This is a genomic window from Paenibacillus sp. J31R120 (genome assembly GCF_056269225.1).
In genome coordinates this window covers 25,604-45,242 of sequence record NZ_JBWDNN010000015.1, presented here as the reverse complement: position 1 = coordinate 45,242, position 19,639 = coordinate 25,604, and the positions used below count along the sequence as shown (strand labels likewise).

At 51.1% G+C, this 19,639-nt stretch carries 20 protein-coding genes and 1 other annotated feature; of the genes, 1 reads left to right on the top strand and 19 read right to left on the bottom strand.

Going from position 1 to position 19,639, the window contains the following annotated elements:
• Positions 1 to 44 precede the first annotated feature (44 nt).
• From rpoB to AC0YNW_RS28510, 19 genes are all read right to left on the bottom strand, one after another.
• A complete protein-coding gene (gene rpoB / locus AC0YNW_RS28600) occupies positions 45 to 3,590 on the bottom strand; it encodes a DNA-directed RNA polymerase subunit beta (RefSeq protein WP_387480024.1) in 3,546 nt (1,181 codons plus the stop codon).
• A gap of 347 nt (positions 3,591 to 3,937) precedes the next feature.
• Positions 3,938 to 4,534, bottom strand: coding sequence for a class I SAM-dependent methyltransferase (locus tag AC0YNW_RS28595; RefSeq protein ID WP_475834760.1), 597 nt, complete (start codon positions 4,532 to 4,534; stop codon positions 3,938 to 3,940).
• A gap of 346 nt (positions 4,535 to 4,880) precedes the next feature.
• Positions 4,881 to 5,243, bottom strand: coding sequence for a 50S ribosomal protein L7/L12 (gene rplL, locus AC0YNW_RS28590; RefSeq protein ID WP_387480022.1), 363 nt, complete (start codon positions 5,241 to 5,243; stop codon positions 4,881 to 4,883).
• Between the two features lie 89 nt (positions 5,244 to 5,332).
• On the bottom strand, positions 5,333 to 5,836 hold the full coding sequence (gene rplJ, locus AC0YNW_RS28585; protein ID WP_387480021.1) for a 50S ribosomal protein L10: 504 nt from the start codon (positions 5,834 to 5,836) through the stop codon (positions 5,333 to 5,335).
• Between the two features lie 57 nt (positions 5,837 to 5,893).
• Positions 5,894 to 6,054: a sequence feature (ribosomal protein L10 leader region), on the bottom strand.
• A 20-nt stretch (positions 6,055 to 6,074) separates the two neighbouring features.
• On the bottom strand, positions 6,075 to 6,767 hold the full coding sequence (gene rplA / locus AC0YNW_RS28580) for a 50S ribosomal protein L1 (RefSeq protein ID WP_387480020.1): 693 nt from the start codon (positions 6,765 to 6,767) through the stop codon (positions 6,075 to 6,077).
• A 126-nt stretch (positions 6,768 to 6,893) separates the two neighbouring features.
• Entirely contained in the window at positions 6,894 to 7,319 is a 426-nt protein-coding gene (gene rplK, locus AC0YNW_RS28575) for a 50S ribosomal protein L11 (protein ID WP_387480019.1), read from the bottom strand.
• Between the two features lie 58 nt (positions 7,320 to 7,377).
• Complete coding sequence (nusG, locus tag AC0YNW_RS28570; RefSeq protein WP_028609672.1) at positions 7,378 to 7,911, bottom strand: transcription termination/antitermination protein NusG; 534 nt, start codon at positions 7,909 to 7,911, stop codon at positions 7,378 to 7,380.
• Between the two features lie 24 nt (positions 7,912 to 7,935).
• Positions 7,936 to 8,145, bottom strand: coding sequence for a preprotein translocase subunit SecE (secE, locus tag AC0YNW_RS28565; protein ID WP_116050280.1), 210 nt, complete (start codon positions 8,143 to 8,145; stop codon positions 7,936 to 7,938).
• Positions 8,146 to 8,163: 18 nt separating this feature from the next.
• On the bottom strand, positions 8,164 to 8,313 hold the full coding sequence (rpmG, locus tag AC0YNW_RS28560) for a 50S ribosomal protein L33 (RefSeq protein WP_082967189.1): 150 nt from the start codon (positions 8,311 to 8,313) through the stop codon (positions 8,164 to 8,166).
• 298 nt (positions 8,314 to 8,611) lie between these two features.
• Positions 8,612 to 9,265, bottom strand: coding sequence for an RNA polymerase sporulation sigma factor SigH (sigH, locus tag AC0YNW_RS28555; protein WP_387480018.1), 654 nt, complete (start codon positions 9,263 to 9,265; stop codon positions 8,612 to 8,614).
• A gap of 180 nt (positions 9,266 to 9,445) precedes the next feature.
• The gene (locus AC0YNW_RS28550) at positions 9,446 to 9,970 is read right to left on the bottom strand and encodes an NYN domain-containing protein (RefSeq protein WP_475834759.1); all 525 of its coding nucleotides are present in this window, start codon (positions 9,968 to 9,970) and stop codon (positions 9,446 to 9,448) included.
• Between the two features lie 2 nt (positions 9,971 to 9,972).
• Complete coding sequence (gene rlmB, locus AC0YNW_RS28545; protein ID WP_387480016.1) at positions 9,973 to 10,728, bottom strand: 23S rRNA (guanosine(2251)-2'-O)-methyltransferase RlmB; 756 nt, start codon at positions 10,726 to 10,728, stop codon at positions 9,973 to 9,975.
• A 560-nt stretch (positions 10,729 to 11,288) separates the two neighbouring features.
• The gene (locus tag AC0YNW_RS28540) at positions 11,289 to 11,873 is read right to left on the bottom strand and encodes a Mini-ribonuclease 3 (RefSeq protein ID WP_475834758.1); all 585 of its coding nucleotides are present in this window, start codon (positions 11,871 to 11,873) and stop codon (positions 11,289 to 11,291) included.
• Positions 11,870 to 13,288: a cysteine--tRNA ligase gene (cysS, locus tag AC0YNW_RS28535; protein ID WP_475834757.1), complete on the bottom strand. Its 1,419-nt coding sequence runs from the start codon at positions 13,286 to 13,288 to the stop codon at positions 11,870 to 11,872. Before cysS ends, AC0YNW_RS28540 begins: the two co-directional genes overlap by 4 nt.
• On the bottom strand, positions 13,285 to 13,947 hold the full coding sequence (cysE, locus tag AC0YNW_RS28530) for a serine O-acetyltransferase (RefSeq protein WP_387480013.1): 663 nt from the start codon (positions 13,945 to 13,947) through the stop codon (positions 13,285 to 13,287). The genes cysS and cysE overlap by 4 nt, the downstream gene beginning before the upstream one ends.
• Before the next feature lie 473 nt (positions 13,948 to 14,420).
• The gene (gene gltX, locus AC0YNW_RS28525; RefSeq protein WP_475834756.1) at positions 14,421 to 15,881 is read right to left on the bottom strand and encodes a glutamate--tRNA ligase; all 1,461 of its coding nucleotides are present in this window, start codon (positions 15,879 to 15,881) and stop codon (positions 14,421 to 14,423) included.
• 731 nt (positions 15,882 to 16,612) lie between these two features.
• Complete coding sequence (gene ispF, locus AC0YNW_RS28520; RefSeq protein WP_387480011.1) at positions 16,613 to 17,089, bottom strand: 2-C-methyl-D-erythritol 2,4-cyclodiphosphate synthase; 477 nt, start codon at positions 17,087 to 17,089, stop codon at positions 16,613 to 16,615.
• A 1-nt stretch (position 17,090) separates the two neighbouring features.
• A complete protein-coding gene (ispD, locus tag AC0YNW_RS28515; RefSeq protein WP_475834755.1) occupies positions 17,091 to 17,795 on the bottom strand; it encodes a 2-C-methyl-D-erythritol 4-phosphate cytidylyltransferase in 705 nt (234 codons plus the stop codon).
• A 147-nt stretch (positions 17,796 to 17,942) separates the two neighbouring features.
• Positions 17,943 to 19,040 (bottom strand): PIN/TRAM domain-containing protein, encoded by a 1,098-nt coding sequence (locus AC0YNW_RS28510; RefSeq protein ID WP_475834754.1) that lies wholly within the window; start codon positions 19,038 to 19,040, stop codon positions 17,943 to 17,945.
• 163 nt (positions 19,041 to 19,203) lie between these two features.
• On the opposite strand from AC0YNW_RS28510, the gene AC0YNW_RS28505 reads away from it, so the two are divergent.
• Positions 19,204 to 19,599 carry a nucleoside triphosphate pyrophosphohydrolase family protein gene (locus AC0YNW_RS28505; protein WP_387480008.1) on the top strand — a complete coding sequence of 132 codons (396 nt, stop codon included), beginning with the start codon at positions 19,204 to 19,206 and terminating at the stop codon, positions 19,597 to 19,599.
• Positions 19,600 to 19,639 lie beyond the last annotated feature (40 nt).

Here is a 19,639-nt window from a genome sequence, read left to right as displayed (position 1 = left end):
CGCGAGCCGCCGCAGCAGCTCCCGATTGAAGCTCAGTCATCGTGTTATTCAACGCCTGCTTCTGCGCCTTCTAGGTTGAGGTTGAGCTTATCTCCAGTTGCCTCATCTTCATCGTCGATTTCTTTCATCTCGATCTCTTCTTCATTCTCGGTCAGGATCTTCACGTCCATGCCCAAGCTTTGAAGCTCTTTGATCAATACTTTGAACGACTCTGGAACGCCAGGCTCCGGAACGTTCTCGCCTTTCACGATCGATTCATACGTCTTCACACGGCCGACCACGTCGTCGGATTTGACCGTAAGAATCTCTTGCAGCGTGTAAGCTGCACCGTAGGCCTCGAGCGCCCATACCTCCATCTCACCGAAGCGCTGTCCGCCGAACTGGGCTTTACCGCCGAGTGGCTGCTGCGTAACGAGCGAGTAAGGACCTGTCGAACGGGCATGGATTTTGTCATCAACCATGTGGGCAAGTTTGATCATGTACATGACGCCGACGGTTACTTCACGTTCGAAGGACTCGCCTGTACGTCCGTCATACAGAACCGTCTTACCGTTACGCTGCATGCCTGCTTCTTCCATCGTATCGAATACGTCGTTCTCGCGAGCGCCGTCAAATACAGGAGTTGCAGCATGTAGGCCCAGGTGTTTGCACGCCATGCCAAGGTGAACTTCGAGCGCCTGGCCGATATTCATCCGGGAAGGTACACCCAGCGGGTTCAGAACGACTTCAACAGGCGTTCCGTCCGGCAGGAACGGCATATCTTCTTCTGGCATGATACGGGCAATAACACCCTTGTTGCCGTGACGTCCGGCCATTTTATCGCCTTCAGAGATTTTACGCTTCTGAGCGATATAAGCGCGGACCAGTTGATTCACGCCAGGAGGCAACTCATCGCCATTCTCGCGTGTGAATACCTTCACGTCTACGACGATGCCGTCCGTACCATGCGGTACGCGCAGCGACGTATCGCGAACTTCGCGAGCCTTCTCGCCGAAGATCGCATGGAGCAATCTCTCTTCAGCCGTCAGCTCCGTTACACCCTTCGGCGTAACTTTACCAACCAGAATGTCCCCTGCGCTAATCTCGGCGCCGACACGGATAATGCCGCGTTCGTCGAGATTGCGGAGCGCTTCTTCGCCCACGTTCGGGATATCGCGTGTAATTTCCTCAGGTCCCAGCTTTGTATCGCGGGCTTCGGATTCATATTCTTCAATGTGAATGGAAGTGTAGACATCTTCCTTCACCAATTTCTCGCTAAGCAAGATGGCATCCTCGTAGTTGTAACCTTCCCAAGTCATGAAGGCTACGACGACGTTGCGTCCCAGTGCCAATTCGCCCATCTCTGTGGATGGACCGTCTGCCATAATGTCGCCTTTCTTAATGACATCGCCCTTGCGGACAAGCGGACGTTGGTTGATGCATGTTCCTTGGTTGGAACGCATGAACTTATGCAGCTTGTGCTTGATCAGATCGCCGGTTACTTGCTTGCCGTCGATCGTCTCGACGCGGCGCAGCCAGATCTCGTTCGCAGACGCGCGCTCAATGACGCCGTCATACTTGGAGACGATACATACGCCGGAATCCTTCGCCGCCTTATGCTCCATTCCTGTGCCTACGAACGGCGCTTTCGGAATAAGAAGCGGAACGGCCTGCCGCTGCATGTTCGATCCCATCAGGGCACGGTTGGAGTCGTCATTCTCAAGAAACGGAATGAGCGCCGTTGCAACCGATACAACCTGCTTAGGCGATACGTCCATGTAGTCAACACGGTCGCTAGGCATGGTGAGGATGTTGTCAGCCTGTTTATTATAACGGACAATCGTCTGCTCTTCTGCGAACCTTGCGTCAGCAGTCAACTGAGCATTCGCCTGAGCGATAACGTAGTTGTCTTCTTCATCTGCCGTCAGATAAGCAATCTGCTCGGTTACAATTCCTGTTTTCGGATCAACCCAACGATACGGCGCTTCGATAAAGCCATATTCATTAATACGGGCGAACGTAGACAAGGAGTTGATCAGACCGATGTTCGGACCCTCTGGCGTCTCAATTGGACACATGCGGCCATAGTGAGAGTGATGGACGTCACGAACTTCGAAGCCTGCGCGCTCACGCGTCAGACCGCCAGGTCCGAGTGCGGACAGACGGCGCTTATGCGTAAGTTCCGCTAGCGGGTTCGTCTGATCCATGAACTGGGACAGCTGGGATGAACCAAAGAACTCTTTGATCGATGCGATAACGGGACGAATGTTGATCAATGCTTGAGGCGTGATCGCATTCGCGTCCTGAATGGACATCCGCTCGCGTACGACGCGTTCCATACGCGATAGACCGATACGGAATTGGTTCTGCAGCAATTCGCCGACAGAGCGCAGACGACGGTTGCCCAGATGGTCAATATCGTCCGTGCTGCCAACGCCATGCAGCAGGTTGATGAAATAGTTGATCGACGAAATGATGTCCGCAGGCGTAATATGCTTGACGGATTTGTCAATGATGCCATTGGCGATAACCTTAATTACTTTGTTATCGTCCAGCGGCGAGAATACACTGATCGCTTGTAGTGGAATACTATCAGCATCCAGCACGCCGTTAGCCACATGGTATGTCTTGAAGCCTACATCTGTCTCAAGCTTTTCGAGAATTTCATCAAGCAAACGACGGTCAATCATCTGACCCGATTCTGCAATGATCTCGCCCGTGGACGGATCAACCAGATTCTCGGCAAGACGCTGATTGAACAAACGGTTCTTGATATGCAGCTTCTTGTTTATTTTATAACGGCCGACATTGGCCAGGTCATATCGTTTCGGGTCAAAGAAACGCGCAACCAAGAGACTCTTCGCATTGTCCAAGGTAGGAGGCTCGCCCGGACGAAGACGCTCGTAGATCTCGATCAGCGCTTTCTCCGTGGAATCCGTGCTATCCTTGTCCAGCGTGTTGCGAATATACTCGTCATGGCCGAGCAAATCCAAAATTTCCGCGTCTGTGCCAAAGCCTAGTGAACGCAAAAGCACCGTTACCGGTATTTTCCGGGTCCGGTCAATACGAACGTAAATAATGTCCTTGGCATCTGTCTCCAGCTCCAGCCAAGCTCCACGGTTCGGAATAACTGTCGCCGTGTACGTCTTCTTCCCGTTCTTATCAACCTTCGTGCTGAAGTACACACTTGGGGAGCGAACCAATTGGCTGACGATAACGCGCTCGGCACCGTTAATGATAAACGTGCCTGTCTCCGTCATCAGCGGGAAATCACCCATGAACACTTCTTGTTCCTTAACCTCGCCCGTTTCCTTATTGAACAGACGAACCTTCACGCGCAGCGGTGCCGCATACGTCACGTCGCGCTCTTTTGATTCATCCACCGAATATTTCGGCTCGCCCAAGCTATAATCGATAAACTCAAGCGATAGATTACCCGTAAAGTCCGAAATCGGCGAGATATCTTGGAACAGCTCGATCAAATCGGTCTCCAAGAACTTCTCGTACGATTTTTGTTGGATTTCAATCAGGTTCGGGACTTCCAGCACCTCGTTGATCCGAGCGTAGCTTCTCCGCGTCCGCCGACCATACTGAACAAGTTGTCCTGCCAACTTAACCTCACCCCTCATGTCTGTCTCACAGCATCGATACTTCGCTGCGTTACCCTAGACGGCATCACCCGCCTATATAGATAAATAAAGAAAAGCCCTTATCGAATATAGTTCGAAAAAAGAGCATGTTTCCGGCAGCTACCATCCGCAGCGCGGGTGCGATGGTGTCATATCAAGTAATTTTGCCCAAAATGTAAACATTATACGTCAAATGATGCAAAAGTATGCATTCCGCGCTAAAAATTTGCACTTGACATTTTAGTTGACTAAAGAGATTTCAAGCAATTTTATGCTGACATTTTATAATACTACCATATTCAAAATGTCAAGTCAAATCTTTTTTGGGCTTATTTCTGCGCTCGCAGAATCCAATAGCCCTTGTCCTTCGTCACTTCTTCCACTTCTCCGAATATCTCTTCCAGCTTATCCATAGCGGATGGTGCGCCTTGCTTCTTCTGAATGACGACCCACATGCTGCCGCCTTCCTTCAATAATTGATAACCTTCTTCAAAGATTTGATGAACGACCGCTTTCCCTGCCCTGATCGGAGGGTTCGTCAATATGACTTTGAAACGCTCAGACTTGACCGCTTCGAACAGGTCGCTTTGAATAGCAGTCACATTCGTAATCTTATTCAATATCGCATTTTCTTTGGCTAGTTCGACGGCGCGTTCATTGATATCAATCATAGTCACATGCCCGGAGCCAACCAGCTTGGCTGCCGTTAGTCCAATAGGACCATAGCCGCAGCCTACATCAAGCACAAGGTCGCCTTCTTGCAGCTGCATGGTCTCCACTAGCACTCTGCTCCCGTAATCGACACCTGTTTTGGAGAATACACCGGCATCCGTGACGAATTTCATCGGATAACCTCTGAGCGAATCGGCATGAGTCTGCCTGTTATGATTCACCTCTGGCGTCTTGGAGTAATAATGGCCAGACATTCTTCCGCCTCCTTTACGCATAAATCCCTATAAGTGTGAGTTCAAAAAGTCCGATTTTCAGCACATGAGCTTATGCTTCCGATGATGCGTTTTTTCAAAACGCCGCAGAAGATGGGATGAAGCCAGGAAATGAGGAGCGTAGTGGAAGCTACGTGAGCACCGGAAGTTCCGGCTGAATGCCATATTTAATGTCGAGTAGGCTTCCTGATCCCCTTCGTAATCAAAAGCGGACTTTTTGAACAACCTCTATAACATACAACGAACCCCTTAAAACCATGCGGTTCTAAGGGGTTCCTCAGCAAAGCTCGCCAATCAGCCAACTATGCTGACATGTTGTAAAGTCAAATTACTTAACTTCAACGGAAGCGCCAGCTTCTTCAAGCTTAGCTTTCACGCCGTTAGCTTCTTCTTCGCCAACTTTTTCTTTGATTGCCTTAGGAGCGCCGTCAACCAGATCTTTAGCTTCTTTCAGGCCAAGACCAGTGATTTCGCGAACCACTTTGATAACGTTGATTTTGGAAGCGCCAGCGCTTGTCAAGATAACGTCGAACTCAGTTTGAGCAGCAGCTTCAGCAGCGCCGCCGCCAGCTGCTGCTGCAACTGGAGCTGCAGCAGTTACGCCGAATTCTTCTTCGATTGCTTTAACAAGATCGTTCAGTTCAAGAACAGTCATACCTTTAATTGCTTCCAAGATTTGCTCTTTAGACATGGTATATACCTCCGAAATTGGTTTAGTTTTTGTTTGATGCAAGTTACGAAGCCGAAGCAAGTTCGACCCCGGTCATACCACAAAAGTGATTAAGCGCCTGCTTCTTGTTTCTCTCCAACCGCTTTAACCGCAAGGGCGAAGTTGCGAACTGGAGCTTGAAGCACGCTGAGGAGCATGGAGAGCAAACCTTCGCGAGAAGGAAGCTCTGCAAGAGCCTTGATTTGTTCCTGATCTACGACTTTACCTTCAACAACGCCGCCTTTCAATTTCAAAGCGTCGTTCTTCTTAGCGAAGTCATTCAGGATTTTTGCTGGAGCAATAGCGTCGTCGCCGCTGAATGCAACAGCAGTAGGTCCTGTCAGAATATCATTAAGCGCCGTAAATTCTGTACCTTCAGTAGCGCGGCGAACGAGCGAGTTTTTCAGAACTTGGAAATCAACGCCCGCCTCGCGGAGCTGCTTACGAAGTTCAGTAACTTGCGCAACGTTCAATCCGCGATAGTCGGCAATAACCGTGCTGGAGCTCGAAGTCAACTTCGATTGAATCACAGCAACCGCTTCTTGTTTCTCTTGGATGATCTTTGCGTTAGCCAAACTGTACACCTCCCGTAATATTATACATCCCGTGATTACGACGGATATCCCTTTCCACTGGTGCATGAGAAAGGCCCTCGCAGACGATGCGAAGGCCATGATGTCGTTGATTGCATGCAGGCTAACCTGCCGCATTCCCAAACGTTTTATCATAACACCTCGGTAGGAAATTAAGCCCTTCGGGCACCTACTGTCTACGGTATGCGTATTCGAATGTTAGTAGCGTTTCCTATCCGGATTAGCGGAACGTTGCAGTCGAGACGCGAGCGCCAGGACCCATTGTGGAGGAAACAGCAATGTTTTTCAGGTAAACGCCTTTCGACGAAGCTGGCTTCGCACGAAGAAGAGCGTCGATCAGAGCTTTCAGGTTCTCGTTCAGCTTCTCAGCGTCGAACGATACTTTGCCGATTGGAGCGTGGATTTGACCCGCTTTGTCCAGACGGTACTCGATCTTACCTGCTTTAATTTCTTGAACGGCTTTTGCAACGTCAAACGTTACAGTACCTGCTTTCGGGTTAGGCATGAGGCCTTTACCGCCCAGGATACGGCCGAGCTTACCAACTTCAGCCATCATGTCCGGCGTTGCTACGCAAACGTCGAAGTCGAACCAGCCTTGTTGGATTTTGTTGATCATGTCTGCGTCGCCAACAAAGTCAGCGCCAGCAGCTTCCGCTTCTTTCACTTTTTCGCCTTTTGCGAAAACGAGAACGCGTTTTGTTTTACCTGTGCCATGCGGAAGTACGACTACGCCGCGAACCGCTTGGTCTTGTTTACGTGGGTCAACGCCCAAGCGAACCGCTACTTCGACGGACTCGTCAAACTTAGCTGTTGCCGCCTTCTTCACAAGATCAATTGCTTCGGAAGGCTCGTAAGTTGCTTCGCTGTCAATCAGCTTGGCAGCTTCTACATATTTCTTGCCATGTTTAGCCATTGTAAGTTCCTCCTTTGTGGTTATAACGGCTCATCCTCCTAGGGATGACCCTCCCACTTGCGAAGCGACGCTTCGCAAAGCGAGATGTCCGAAGACATCCAATCGCTTGTCTAATAGACAGCGAAATTAGTCAACGATGGTTACGCCCATGCTGCGAGCAGTACCTTCAACCATACGCATTGCTGCCTCTACGGTAGCTGCGTTAAGGTCTTGCATTTTTGTCTCAGCGATTTCGCGAACTTTATCGCGTTTTACCGTTGCGACTTTCTTCTTGTTCGGTTCGCCCGAACCCTTCTCGATACCTGCTGCTACGCGGAGCAATACTGCTGCCGGCGGAGTTTTCGTCTCGAATGTGAAGGAACGGTCTTCGAATACAGTGATCACGACTGGAATAATCAGACCTGCCTGATCCGCAGTACGAGCGTTGAACTCTTTACAGAACGCCATAATGTTAACGCCTGCTTGACCTAGTGCCGGACCGATTGGTGGCGCTGGGTTTGCTTTACCTGCTGGAACTTGCAGTTTGACCATCTTGATGACCTTTTTTGCCATGACTCACACCTCCTTGCCTTGATATACAAGCGCATTGCCTGCTCCGGAAACCGGATTGTTATATCTTCTCCACTTGAGTGTAATCCAGCTCAAGCGGGGTTTCCCTGCCAAACATGTTGACATGAACCTTAAGCTTCGCTTTGTCCAGCAGAATTTCTTCCACTGACCCGACAAAGTCCGCAAAAGGACCTACCTTGACGCGAACAGTTTCTTTGAGTTCGAATTCGATCTTCGGCTTCGGCTCTTCCATACCCATGTGCTTGAGAATTTGTTCCACTTCATCAGGCAGCAAAGGAGTCGGTTTGGAGCCGGATCCTGTCGATCCTACGAATCCCGTTACACCTGGCGTATTCCGAACAACGTACCATGAATCGTCGGTTTGAACCATTTCCACAAGAACGTAGCCGGGGTAGACCTTGCGCTGGACGGTTTTCTTCTTCCCGTCCTTCTCCACCACTTCGTCCTCCATTGGAACGAGCACGCGGAAGATCTTGTCTTCCATGCCCATGGACTCAACCCTGCGCTCCAGATTGGCTTTCACCTTGTTCTCATAGCCAGAGTAAGTATGCACGACATACCATCTTTTTTCCATCAATAATCCACCTTTGGTCCCTTCTTAGACAATCAGCTGAACCAATTCCGAGATCCCGATGTCAAGAAGCCAGAAGTAAATCGTCACAACTATTACCGTGAACAGAACGATCAGGGAATAGCTTGTCAACTCTTTACGATTCGGCCAGCGAACCTTCTTCAGTTCCGCCCAGCTGTCGGCAAAAAAACTAAACGTCGTACCAAAGCCCTGCTTCACCTTCGTCAAAAAAGCCATTGTTACACCTCCAATGGGCTATCGCGTCTCGCGATGAGGAGTCTGCTCGTTACAGAACTTGCAAAACTTCTTCAACTCGATGCGGTCGGGGTGATTGCGCTTGTTCTTGGTCGTAGCATAGTTTCTCTGTTTGCAGTTTGTGCATGCCAACGTGATGATTACCCGCATTGAATTACACCTCCCGAACTGCTTAAAAATACGAATCATTGAAGCTATATAGTAAGTTCATTGATTCCAATCGCCAATACGAAAAAAACCTCGAATTTAGGCCTACCTAAACACTTTATCACAAGGCATACCTCGTGTCAACGAAAGAAGGGAGCCGTTCGGCATGCGAATAATTGGCATCTTGGTTCGAAATTGGATTCTACCAGTATAGTCGAAACCTTTTCTTTTAAAACCAATGGACTGTCTTCACTGCCTGAAAAACGTCAGACAGAAAAGACAGTCCGTTGTCAGATGCATCTTATACCCCGCCGATATCCCGCACTTCCAGGTATCGCTCAAGCTTGCGCTTCACGCGCTGCAAAGCGTTGTCGATCGACTTCACATGTCTATCGAGATCGACCGCAATCTCTTGATAGGATCGTCCGTCCAGATAAAGCATAAGAACCTTCCGTTCGAGATCGCTTAGAATCTCGGACATCTTGTCCTCCAGCCCTACGAATTCCTCTTGGTTAATGATAAGCTCCTCAGGATCGGACACTCGCGTGCCGCATATCACATCAAGCAAAGTCCGGTCGGAATCTTCGTCGTAGATAGGCTTGTCCAGCGAAACATAAGAATTGAGAGGAATATGCTTCTGGCGTGTCGCGGTCTTAATCGCGGTAATGATCTGCCTCGTGATGCACAATTCGGCAAAGGCCTTGAAGCTCGCAAGCTTGTCGCCCTTGAAATCCCGAATGGCCTTGTACAGGCCAATCATGCCTTCTTGCACGATATCTTCGCGGTCGGCGCCGATCAAGAAGTACGAACGGGCCTTGGCTCTCACAAAATTCTTATACTTGTTAATCAGATATTCCAGCGCTACGCTGTCGCCGTTACGGACCGCCTCTACGATATCTTCGTCCGTACTGCTTTCATATTCGAGCGTACTCCATTCTTTGAGGTCGATACTCACACACTATCCCTCCGGCCTGCCAGGCGTACACCGCGCTAGATTCTTAGGAAATATAGAGTCAGTATACATTATGTAACCTTACACCGTCAACCAAGGAGAGCCCCGAAAACTATCGATTTTATAGCAAAAATGTAACAATGTGGCACTCTATGAAAGCGGTTCACCAATACCTGGTTTTTATTATTTTTCGCCTCTTCGCAATCGTTCGAGCTTGCTCCACACATCGAGACTTATATTCTGATCCACCGAGTTGCGCTTCTGAGGCTTCTCTTCCCGAATGGACTGCTCGATGGCTTTCCGGTTCTGACCAATATCAATCAGGAGTTCCCTGGCGGATATACGGAGCGCGCCTTTGCCGAAGGCGACATGCTGCTCCAACAAATCGGACGTAGCAACATAGAGGTTGCGCCGCCGTGCAATCAGCTCGTTACACAGCCTCTCGATGCATTCGTCCGCCGTCTCCTTCTCCTTGGTATAGACAATAGTCAGCTTATGCTGCTTGAATGTCGATCCGAGTCCCGGAACCTGATGAGCATCAAAGACAACATACACTTGCATGCCCGTGAAGCCCTGATAGTCCGCCAGCATATCAAGGAGCTTGTCCCTGGCGTCTTCCAGATCAAGCTCCTTCAGCTTCTCCAGCTCCGGCCAAGCTCCAATGATATTATAGCCGTCCACAAGCAGGACGTCATTGCGCCGATTCATGCCTATTCACTCCGGCGCTGCCTGACAACCTCATACATAAGCACGCCCGCGGCAACAGACGCGTTCAAGGAGTTGAGCTGTCCCAGCATAGGAAGCTTCACGAGAAAGTCACATTTCTCTTTGATCAGACGTCCCATGCCCTTGCTTTCGTTGCCAATAACGATCGCCAGCGGCATATCGAATTTTGTTTTGTAGACGTCCTGCTTCGCACTTACGTCAGTTCCTGCAATCCAGACGCCCGCTTCCTTCAGCTTCTCGATCGTCTGCGCCAGGTTAGTCACACGAGCGACCGGCACATGCTCAGCCGCGCCTGCGGACGTCTTCAGCACCGTTGCCGTCAATCCCGCTGCCCGGCGCTTCGGAATGATCACGCCATGGACGCCAGTGCATTCCGCCGTACGGAGAATGGAGCCCAGGTTATGCGGGTCTTCGATCTCATCGAGCAGGAGCAGGAACGGTGTCTCGTCCTTGCTCTTCGCGATCTCCAGCAGCTCCTCGACTTCCACATAAGCAAAGGCTGCTGCTTGCGCGATAACGCCTTGATGCGCCACGCCTTGCGCCATGCTGTCGAGCTTGCGCTTGTCCACGAACTGGACGACAATACCCTGCTTCTTGGCTTCAGCTGTGATTGACTGTGTTACGCTTTTTTGCGAGCCCTCAGCGATCCATATTTTGTTGATTTCGCGCCCGGAGCGCAGAGCCTCAAGCACCGGATGCTTGCCGGCAATAAGCTCATCCTGATTCACTTCTACGGACATAATTGCCCTCCTGTCATTGTACGTTCTTTGATGTATGCGAACCTAATCAAGAGCGATGATGCATCGCCCGCAAGTAGGCCATATGAGTCATTGTTTATCTTAATGATTACCCATCCTGCTGGTTCTTGCATCATGAGATGTTGGTTTTGCCGACTCATGGGCGAATTGGGGGCTTGGTACGGGATTAAGTCGATTTGATCGACTTACTGCGCCCACGCAGCACACTTTCGACTCATTTAAGTCGGTTTGATCGACCTAGTGCGCCACTCAGCACACTTTCGACTCTTTTAAGTTGGTTTATTCGACCTAGCGTACCACTCAGCACACTTTCGACTCTTTTAAGTCGGTTTGATCGACCTAGTGCGCCACTCAACACACTTTCGACTCATTTAAGTCGGTTTGATCGACCTACCGCGCCACTCAGCACCCTTTCGACTCATTTAAGTCGGTTTGTTCGACCTATCATATCCCTCCAGCAAATCCGGCTTCATCGGCTTAAACTCCGCGCCGCCAAACGCCATCCTGCTCCAACCTCATACAAGCTAGCGCCAAGTTCTAGACTATTCCCGCTCCGACAGAGCAATATGGAACAATTCCCCGAGCCGATCCAGCCGTCCCTCAAAATAGAGGTAACCGACCAGACATTCCAGCGCGGTTGCATGCCGGTAATCGGCGGGGTCCGCATTTTTCGGCGGAGCGCCGGACTTGGTGTTGCGTCCGCGGCGAACGATATCCGCTTCTTCTTCGCTTAGATGAGGCTGCCAACGCTCCAGCAACTCCCTTTGGGCTTTAGCCGATACCAGCTTAGTCGCTTCTTTGTGAAGATGATGCGACTTGTTGTTCGGCAATGAAATCAAATATTGACGCACCAGCAGCTCGAACACCGCGTCTCCCATATAAGCCAGAACGACGGGGTTCACAAGTCCGGTCTTCACCGAAGGCTTGTGCAATGCCAACGGGTTGAACGACGCTAGCTCCAAGCCAGCCTTGCTCTCCGAAGCCGAAGCTACCCCGTCTGATGCAGCACTCTGCTCCTCTGCAACTCGATTCGGGATTGCGTCCGACTCAGTTGCCGTACGCTCCGAACCGACTTCTTCTTCACTCGCAAACGTCTTGCCCGCGTCTTCCTCCAAGGGGCGCATCATTTGCGCCGCCAACGGATGCCTTGAGGCGTATCCTCTAGCACGATGTTTTTCTCATTCAGCAAATCGCGGATTTCATCGGCGCGTGCCCAGTTTTTCGACTTGCGCGCTTCCGTTCTCTCCACAATCAGCCCTTCGATTTCTTCGTCCAACAAATCATCACCAGACGCAACAGGCAGAAGCCCCAGCACATTGTCCAGCTTGTCGAACGCTTCAACCAGCAGCTTGATGCCTTCAACCGGCGCATGCTGATCCTGCATATACACGTTCGCCTCTGTGACCAGCTCGAACAAAGCCGTGATCGCATCCGGAGTGCCGAAATCATCTTCCATCTTCGCATGGAATTGCGCCTGAATGCTCGCAAGCTTGGAGCGTAATGCATCAAGCACATCCGCTGTAGAAGCAGCTTCTGCGCCGTCAGCTGCATCCAGCCTATGCTTCAAATTGTCGTAGCAATTCGCGATTCGCTCAATGCTGTTCTCCGCTTGGGCAATCGTATCATCGCTGAAATTCAGCGGGCTGCGGTAGTGGGTAGCCAGCATGAAGTAGCGAATCGCTTGCGGCTTCACCTGTTTAACAATCTCTTTGACCGTAATGCCATTGCCCAGCGACTTGGACATTTTCTCATTATTGATATGAACGAAACCGTTATGCATCCAGTAGTTCGCGAACGGCTTGCCCGTCAGCGCTTCCGATTGCGCCACTTCGCACTCATGATGCGGGAACTGCAGATCATGACCGCCGCCATGAATGTCGAGTGTATCACCCAAATATTTGCGCGCCATCGCCGAGCACTCAATATGCCAGCCCGGACGACCCGGTCCCCAGGGGCTATCCCATTTGATCTCGCCCGGTTTTGCGCCTTTCCACAGGACGAAATCGCCCTGATTTTCCTTGCGGTCTCCAAGCTCTACGCGTATGCCGAACTGTAGCTCATCGATATTCTGATGCGAAAGCTTGCCGTAATCCTCGAACGAAGCCGTCCGGAAGTACACATCGCCTTCACTTGCATAAGCATAGCCTTTCTCCACCAAGCCGGCAATAAACGCTATGATCTCCGGAATATGTTCCGTTACACGCGGATTAAGCGTCGCCTTGCGAACGCCCAGCGCCTCAATGTCCTCATAGAACGCGCCAATGAATTTCTCCGCTACTTCCGGTACGGTCGCACCAAGCTCGTCGGCTTTGCGGATCAACTTATCATCCACATCCGTAAAGTTCACGACATACTGCACTTCAAGTCCGGTATCCTCCAAATATCGACGTACAACGTCAAAGAAAATGATTGGTCTTGCATTCCCGATATGAATATAGTCATAGACCGTTGGTCCGCACACATACATATTGACCTTGCCCTGTTCGATTGGCTGGAAGCCCTCTTTCGAACGTGTGAGCGAATTATAGATGGAAACTGTCATGACTTGACTTCTCCTCCCGCTTTCGTAAGCTTCATTTCATCGAGCTCGGATTTGAGCCCATCCATTTCTTTCTGCATCGCCCGGAACATCTCGATCACCGGGTCAGGCAGCTGCGTATGATCGAGGCGGTCGCCCACCCGTTCGCCGTTGCGCCGAACCACACGTCCCGGATTGCCGACGACCGTGCAATTATCCGGCACTTCCCTTAGCACGACCGCATTGGAGCCAATGCTGGAATTGTCCCCGACTGTGAAAGAGCCAAGCACCTTCGCCCCGGAGCCGATAACCACATTATTGCCAATTGTAGGATGCCGCTTACCTTTTTCCTTCCCCGTTCCGCCAAGAGTTACCCCTTGGTAGATGACAACGTCATCTCCAATCTCGCAAGTTTCGCCGATAACAACGCCCATTCCATGGTCGATGAACAAACGATTCCCGATTCTGGCGCCGGGATGAATCTCGATGCCGGTCATGAACCGGCTGACCTGGGAGATCACACGCGCAAGCGTGAACCATCTCCTTCTGTAGAGTGAATGCGCGATGCGGTGGGCCCATATGGCATGGACGCCCGAATACGTAAAAATGACTTCAAACCGGCTGCGTGCGGCGGGGTCGTTTTCGAAAACCGTCTGCACGTCTGAGCGAAAATGGCGAAACATGGATGACCTCTCCCTTCAAAGCTGCCAAACCTATCCCTTGCTATCTCTCTACCGCAAAATAATAAAAAGCCCCTGCAGCATTAAGCTGCAGAGGCGTCGTCTCGCGGTTCCACTCTGCTTGAACAACACGATCGGCTATATAGCCGACGGCTGCACATCTTCACGTCTTTAACGCAGACTTTACGTTGTCGCCTACCCTGCCATCCGTCGGTGAGTACCGATGAGACAACAGCTCGGAACAAGGCTCCCAGGTGCATATTTCCGTTCAAGCGGACTAGACAACTTTCAGCCCCATTCCAATCTCTAAATGAGTGATTCGAATGACGGTTGTCCTCTCTGCGAATCCACAGCTAACGTACTTTTCCTGTTCATGGCCGATTCATCTTATTGATAGTCATAGTATACCGAATCGCGAAAAAAGTGCAAGCATTCCATGCAAAAGTTCAGCCCGCGACAGGCACACTTGATTATAATTAGCCCAGACGTGCCTTCAATCTAGCGATTACTTTCGGCTCACCCAGCAGCGCAATGGATTGGTTCAGATCCGGACCATGCGTCTGGCCTGTCAAAGCCGCGCGGATCGGCATGAACAACGCCTTGCCTTTGAAGCCCGTTTCCTTTTGGACCGTCTTGATCATTTCTTTGATGCCGTCCGCAGTGAATGGAGCAGCTTTAGCCTCCAACAACGCCAGAAATTGGCTCAAAACCGTTGGAACTTGCTCTTCCGCCAGCACCACAGCAGCTTCTTCCTCGTCCGCTACCGTCTCGCGGAAGAACAGCTCCGTTACCGGAACGATGTCCGCTGCAAAGCGGAGCTTGTCCTGGTGAAGCGCCACCAGCGCTGTGACCCATTCCCTTCCCTCTGCATCCAGCGTATCTGGAATGCAGCCTGCTTGTTGCAGATGAGGCAGGCAGAGGTCAACGACGCGGGCCAGATCCGCTTTTTTCATATATTCGCCGTTCATCCAGCTAAGCTTCTGCGTATCGAATACGGCTGGGCTTTTGCTCAGACGATTGGAGTTAAACACAGCCACCAGCTCGTCGCGGGTGAACATCTCTTGCTCGCCCTCCGGCGACCAGCCCAGCAGCGTAATGAAATTGAACAGCGCTTCAGGCAAATAACCAAGATCATCGTACTGCTCAATGAACTGGATGATGGATTCGTCGCGCTTGCTCAGCTTTTTCTTATTTTCGTTTACAATCAGGGTCATATGTGCGAATACCGGCGGTTCCCAGCCGAAAGCTTCATAGATCATAAGCTGGCGCGGCGTGTTGGAGATATGGTCTTCACCTCGCAGCACATGGCTGATTTTCATCAAATGATCATCCAGCACCACGGCAAAGTTATATGTCGGGATCCCATCCTTCTTCACGATGACAAAGTCGCCCATCTCCGTTGTATCGAAGCTGATCGAGCCCTTCACCATATCGTCAAAAGCGTATGTTTTGCCTTCCGGCACACGGAAACGAACGCTGGCCACACGGCCTTCCGCTTCGAAAGCCTGCTGCTGCTCAGGCGTCAGATTGCGGTGCTTGCCGGAGTAACGCGGAGTCTCGCCGCGCTCAGTCTGCTCCTCACGCTCTTTCTCCAGCTCTTCTTCCGTGCAGTAGCAACGGTACGCAAGACCGCGATCAAGCAGCTCCTGCCAGTACTCGCGGTAAATATCCAGACGTTCCGTCTGGCGGTAAGGACCGTAACCTCCGCCCACGTCGATGCTTTCATCCCAATCGATACCGAGCCACTTCAGGTAAGTCAGCTGGTTCTCTTCACCACCTGCTACATTGCGTTTCACATCGGTATCCTCAATGCGGATAATAAATTTACCGCCCTGATTTCTGGCGAACAGATAGTTGAATAAGGCCGTTCTGGCATTGCCGATATGCAAATGACCCGTTGGCGACGGCGCGTAACGAACGCGTACTTCTGCTGTCATCGTTTTTCCTCCTTAAGTTATAGCACGTTAACGATTACTCTAACAGTTACTGGCTCCATCCAGATAATATGGATGCAAGATTCATCTTGTATGAAAGTATGATAAGGTCACCGTTTCTCTTCGCAATGAGCTAAACGTTTTTTCAATAATACTACTCTGCATTCACTACTTCCAATCTACTTTCTATATGCTAGGCAGCGCTATAGCAGGCTATGTCGCAGATTGAGTGATTTAGGCGTTCTATACAACACGATTTGGCTCCATTTAGCTGCAACTGGTCGATTAAGAGTTTCTGGCAACACTAATCCGTCCTGCGAAGTCGTTTTCGCGATTTAGCCGTTCCTCGCAACGCTATTTCGCCCTATTTAACTGCATCAGCCATTTAAGCGTGTCACGCAACACTAATCCGTCCTGCGAAGTCGTTTTCGCGATTTAGCCGTTTCTCGCAACACTATTTCGCTCTATTTAACCGCATCAGCCATTTAGGCGTGTTACGCACCACTAATCTGTCCTGAGACGTCATTTTCGTGATTTAGTTGTTTCTCAAAACGCTATTTCGCTCTATTTAACCGCATCGGCCATTTAGGCGTGCGACCCAACACTAATCCGTCCTGCGACATCGTTTTCGCGATTCACCCGTTTCTCGCAACGCTGATCATCCCCTCGACCAGATCACCTAAAGACGCTTTCACTCGGGAGTACATCTGCGCGATGCAAGAGGCTACCAACGTCTATGCCTTCACCAACAGCACAGCCGATTGTGCGGCAATGCCTTCGCCGCGGCCGGCGAAGCCAAGCTGCTCGGTTGTCGTCGCTTTGACGTTCACCTGCGAGATGTCGGCTTCCAGCGCCTTGGCGATAACCTCCGCCATCTGTGGAATGTAAGGCAGCATCTTCGGACGCTGCGCGATGATCGTAGAGTCGATATTGCCCAGCTTATAGCCGCGTTCCTTCACCAGCTCCCATACCCGTTCCAGCAGCTTCAGGCTATCCGCATCCTTATAAGCCTCATCCGTATCGGGAAAATGCTTGCCGATATCGCCAAGTCCAAGCGCCCCCAATATCGCATCGGAGATCGCGTGCAGCAATACGTCCGCATCGGAATGACCGAGCAGCCCTTTCTCATATGGAATGGTTACGCCTCCTATAATGCACGGGCGGCCTTCCACCAATTGATGTACGTCAAACCCTTGTCCAATTCGAATCATGTCATGCTTCCCCTCTCTCCGTCCTTCGCTGCCCCAGCAGAAACTCCGCATACGGCAAATCGTCAGGCGTCGTAATCTTAATATTCGTGTAATCCCCTTCTGCCACGGTAACGGGAGCGCCCATTCGCTCCACGACCATAGCATCGTCAGTGCCTAGAAAACCTTCCTCCGAAGCCCGCCTATGAGCCTCCAGCAGCAATACACGCCGAAAAGCCTGCGGGGTTTGTATCGCCCACAAGCTTCTGCGATCCGGTGTCGAGACGATGACGCCGCCTTGGTCCACCTGCTTGATGGTATCCTTCACCGGCACGGCAAGAACGGCTGCTCCGCCCTCAAGCGCGGTTCTGCAGCAGTTCTCCACCGCGGCCTCCGTTACAAGAGGACGCACGCCGTCATGCACCATCACCCAGTCCGACGTCAGCTGCTCGAGACCGCGCAGAACGGAATGCTGTCTCTCCTGTCCCCCGCCAAGCACGGCGGTCACCTTGGAGATGCCATATTCACGCACCCACGACTGGCATCGTTCGATATCATCGGCTCCTACAACTAAGGAAATTTCATTCACAAAGCTCAGCCGCTGGAACAGCTCCAGCGTATGAACCAGAATTGGCTTGTTCGCCAAGTGCAAATATTGTTTACTTTCGCTCGTCCCCATGCGAGTGCCGCGTCCGGCCGCTACGATGACGACACCCCACTTCTCTTCCATGCTTCAACCCGCCTTGAACTGTTGTCAGGCGCAGACGGCCCTGCCATCTCTCACCCGGCATCCGTTCGATACGCGCTGCTGGATCAGCTCTGTCGCGCACCTGCGCATACTAGCTCATCCCAAGTACAATAGTACTATCATACCTCGTTACAGCGCTTTTTCCAACAGCTTCGGCTTGGCAAATATCATTCGGCCCGCAGACGTCTGCAGCACACTCGTCACGAGCACCTCCATCGTCGTTCCGATGTAATCACGGCCGCCTTCTACAACGATCATCGTGCCGTCATCCAGATACGCAACGCCCTGCCCGTGCTCCTTGCCATCCTTGATCACTTGAACGATAATTTCTTCACCCGGCAATACGACCGGCTTGACGGCATTGGCAAGATCGTTGATGTTCAGAACGGAGACACCCTGCAATTCACACACTTTGTTCAAATTAAAGTCATTGGTCACAACCTTGCCGCTGAGCGCTTTCGCCAGCTTCACAAGCTTGCTGTCCACCTCACCGATCTCTTCGAAATCTCCTTCGTAGATCAGCACCTTCACGTCGAGCTCCTTCTGAATCTTATTCAGAATATCGAGACCTCTGCGGCCGCGGTTACGCTTCAGCAGGTCCGAAGAATCCGCAATATGCTGCAGCTCTTCCAGCACGAACTCCGGTATGACCAGCGTTCCCTCGATAAAGCCTGTTTTGCAAATATCCGCAATCCGGCCGTCAATAATGACGCTTGTATCCAGGATTTTATGCTCCTCATACGTTCCCGACTGATCCTGCACTGGAACCGCGCGGCGGCTTTCGGCAAGCTGCTGGAAACCCTCGGCAATCTCTTCTTGCTTAGATAGACCGATGCGCAAGCCCAAGTATCCGAATACCAGCGCCATCATCGCTGGCAGCAATGCGCCTACGCTCTCGAAGCCTGATACCGCCGGATAAAGCAGCACGGCCAGCAGCAACCCGCTCAGCAAGCCTCCCGCTCCGGCAAACAGCTGTCTTAGTGGCATCTCTGATGTCAGCTCGACACCCCTCTGCATATACCGGATGGCCGGACGCGCTAGAATCGTTGCAGCGATTACGCCGAACAAGGCTCCTATTCCTACATTCATGTAATAAGTGCCGGATTGCTGCAGCATGCCAAATGAAGAGCTTGTCCACACGGCCGAGCCATTCACCCATTTGTAAACCTCACTACCAGCCATTCCGCCAAACAATAACCCGATTAACTGTATCATTCGTCTAACCATAATGGTTCACCTCCATTACAATTATGATCAAATCTTGCACGACCTAATCGTGGCAGTAGGCAAAATGTTCAATATCTTATGTCTTGTGGAAAACAATGTCCCGGAGGTTTATAATAGGTAAAGAGATTACTTCTACTCAAGGTGGGTGAATGAGGTGGAATCCATGAATGCTCCAACATTGGATCAGTTCCAGCAGCAAGTATCAGAGCTCCTTCTGCGACATCGCAGCTTGCTGGACGTGTTGTCCAAGCTAGGACAATCCGGCGCATCCGTAAACCGCGCGGTTACGAAAGCCGTAACGGACTGTGGTTGTATCGAATTGAATGCCCGCAAGCAGCAGTATTCCGATGAATCGAATTTGCAAGATGCGAAAGAAACGCTGGAGAGTCATTTGGCGGGTTCGCTGTGCGAACATTGCAACGAGGTGCTGAAGAGCGAGCTTGGACGAAACTTGTTTTATATGACCGCTCTGTGTAATCTGCTTCAGATCCAGCTCGACGAAGTAGTCGCCGACGAATACGACAAGTGCTCGACGCTTGGCCTGTTCAATCTTACTTAGACACTCCAAGAGAACATATGACTTCGACATAACAAAGAAA

Bases quoted from the DNA above. Each gene is read 5' to 3' on its own strand.
- secE (WP_116050280.1), bottom strand. From the start codon at position 8,145: ATGGCTTTTTTGACGAAGGTGAAGCAGGGCTTTGGTACGACGTTTAGT.
- nusG (WP_028609672.1), bottom strand. From the start codon at position 7,911: ATGGAAAAAAGATGGTATGTCGTGCATACTTACTCTGGCTATGAGAAC.
- rplK (WP_387480019.1), bottom strand. From the start codon at position 7,319: ATGGCAAAAAAGGTCATCAAGATGGTCAAACTGCAAGTTCCAGCAGGT.
- cysS (WP_475834757.1), bottom strand. From the start codon at position 13,288: ATGACAGTTTCCATCTATAATTCGCTCACACGTTCGAAAGAGGGCTTC.
- rplL (WP_387480022.1), bottom strand. From the start codon at position 5,243: ATGTCTAAAGAGCAAATCTTGGAAGCAATTAAAGGTATGACTGTTCTT.
- AC0YNW_RS28505 (WP_387480008.1), top strand. From the start codon at position 19,204: ATGAATGCTCCAACATTGGATCAGTTCCAGCAGCAAGTATCAGAGCTC.
- ispF (WP_387480011.1), bottom strand. From the start codon at position 17,089: ATGATTCGAATTGGACAAGGGTTTGACGTACATCAATTGGTGGAAGGC.
- gltX (WP_475834756.1), bottom strand. From the start codon at position 15,881: ATGACAGCAGAAGTACGCGTTCGTTACGCGCCGTCGCCAACGGGTCAT.
- AC0YNW_RS28550 (WP_475834759.1), bottom strand. From the start codon at position 9,970: ATGAATCGGCGCAATGACGTCCTGCTTGTGGACGGCTATAATATCATT.
- AC0YNW_RS28510 (WP_475834754.1), bottom strand. From the start codon at position 19,040: ATGGTTAGACGAATGATACAGTTAATCGGGTTATTGTTTGGCGGAATG.
- AC0YNW_RS28595 (WP_475834760.1), bottom strand. From the start codon at position 4,534: ATGTCTGGCCATTATTACTCCAAGACGCCAGAGGTGAATCATAACAGG.
- rplA (WP_387480020.1), bottom strand. From the start codon at position 6,767: ATGGCTAAACATGGCAAGAAATATGTAGAAGCTGCCAAGCTGATTGAC.
- rpmG (WP_082967189.1), bottom strand. From the start codon at position 8,313: ATGCGGGTAATCATCACGTTGGCATGCACAAACTGCAAACAGAGAAAC.
- AC0YNW_RS28540 (WP_475834758.1), bottom strand. From the start codon at position 11,873: ATGATGCGCCCCTTGGAGGAAGACGCGGGCAAGACGTTTGCGAGTGAA.
- rlmB (WP_387480016.1), bottom strand. From the start codon at position 10,728: ATGTCCGTAGAAGTGAATCAGGATGAGCTTATTGCCGGCAAGCATCCG.
- ispD (WP_475834755.1), bottom strand. From the start codon at position 17,795: ATGGAAGAGAAGTGGGGTGTCGTCATCGTAGCGGCCGGACGCGGCACT.
- cysE (WP_387480013.1), bottom strand. From the start codon at position 13,947: ATGTTTCGCCATTTTCGCTCAGACGTGCAGACGGTTTTCGAAAACGAC.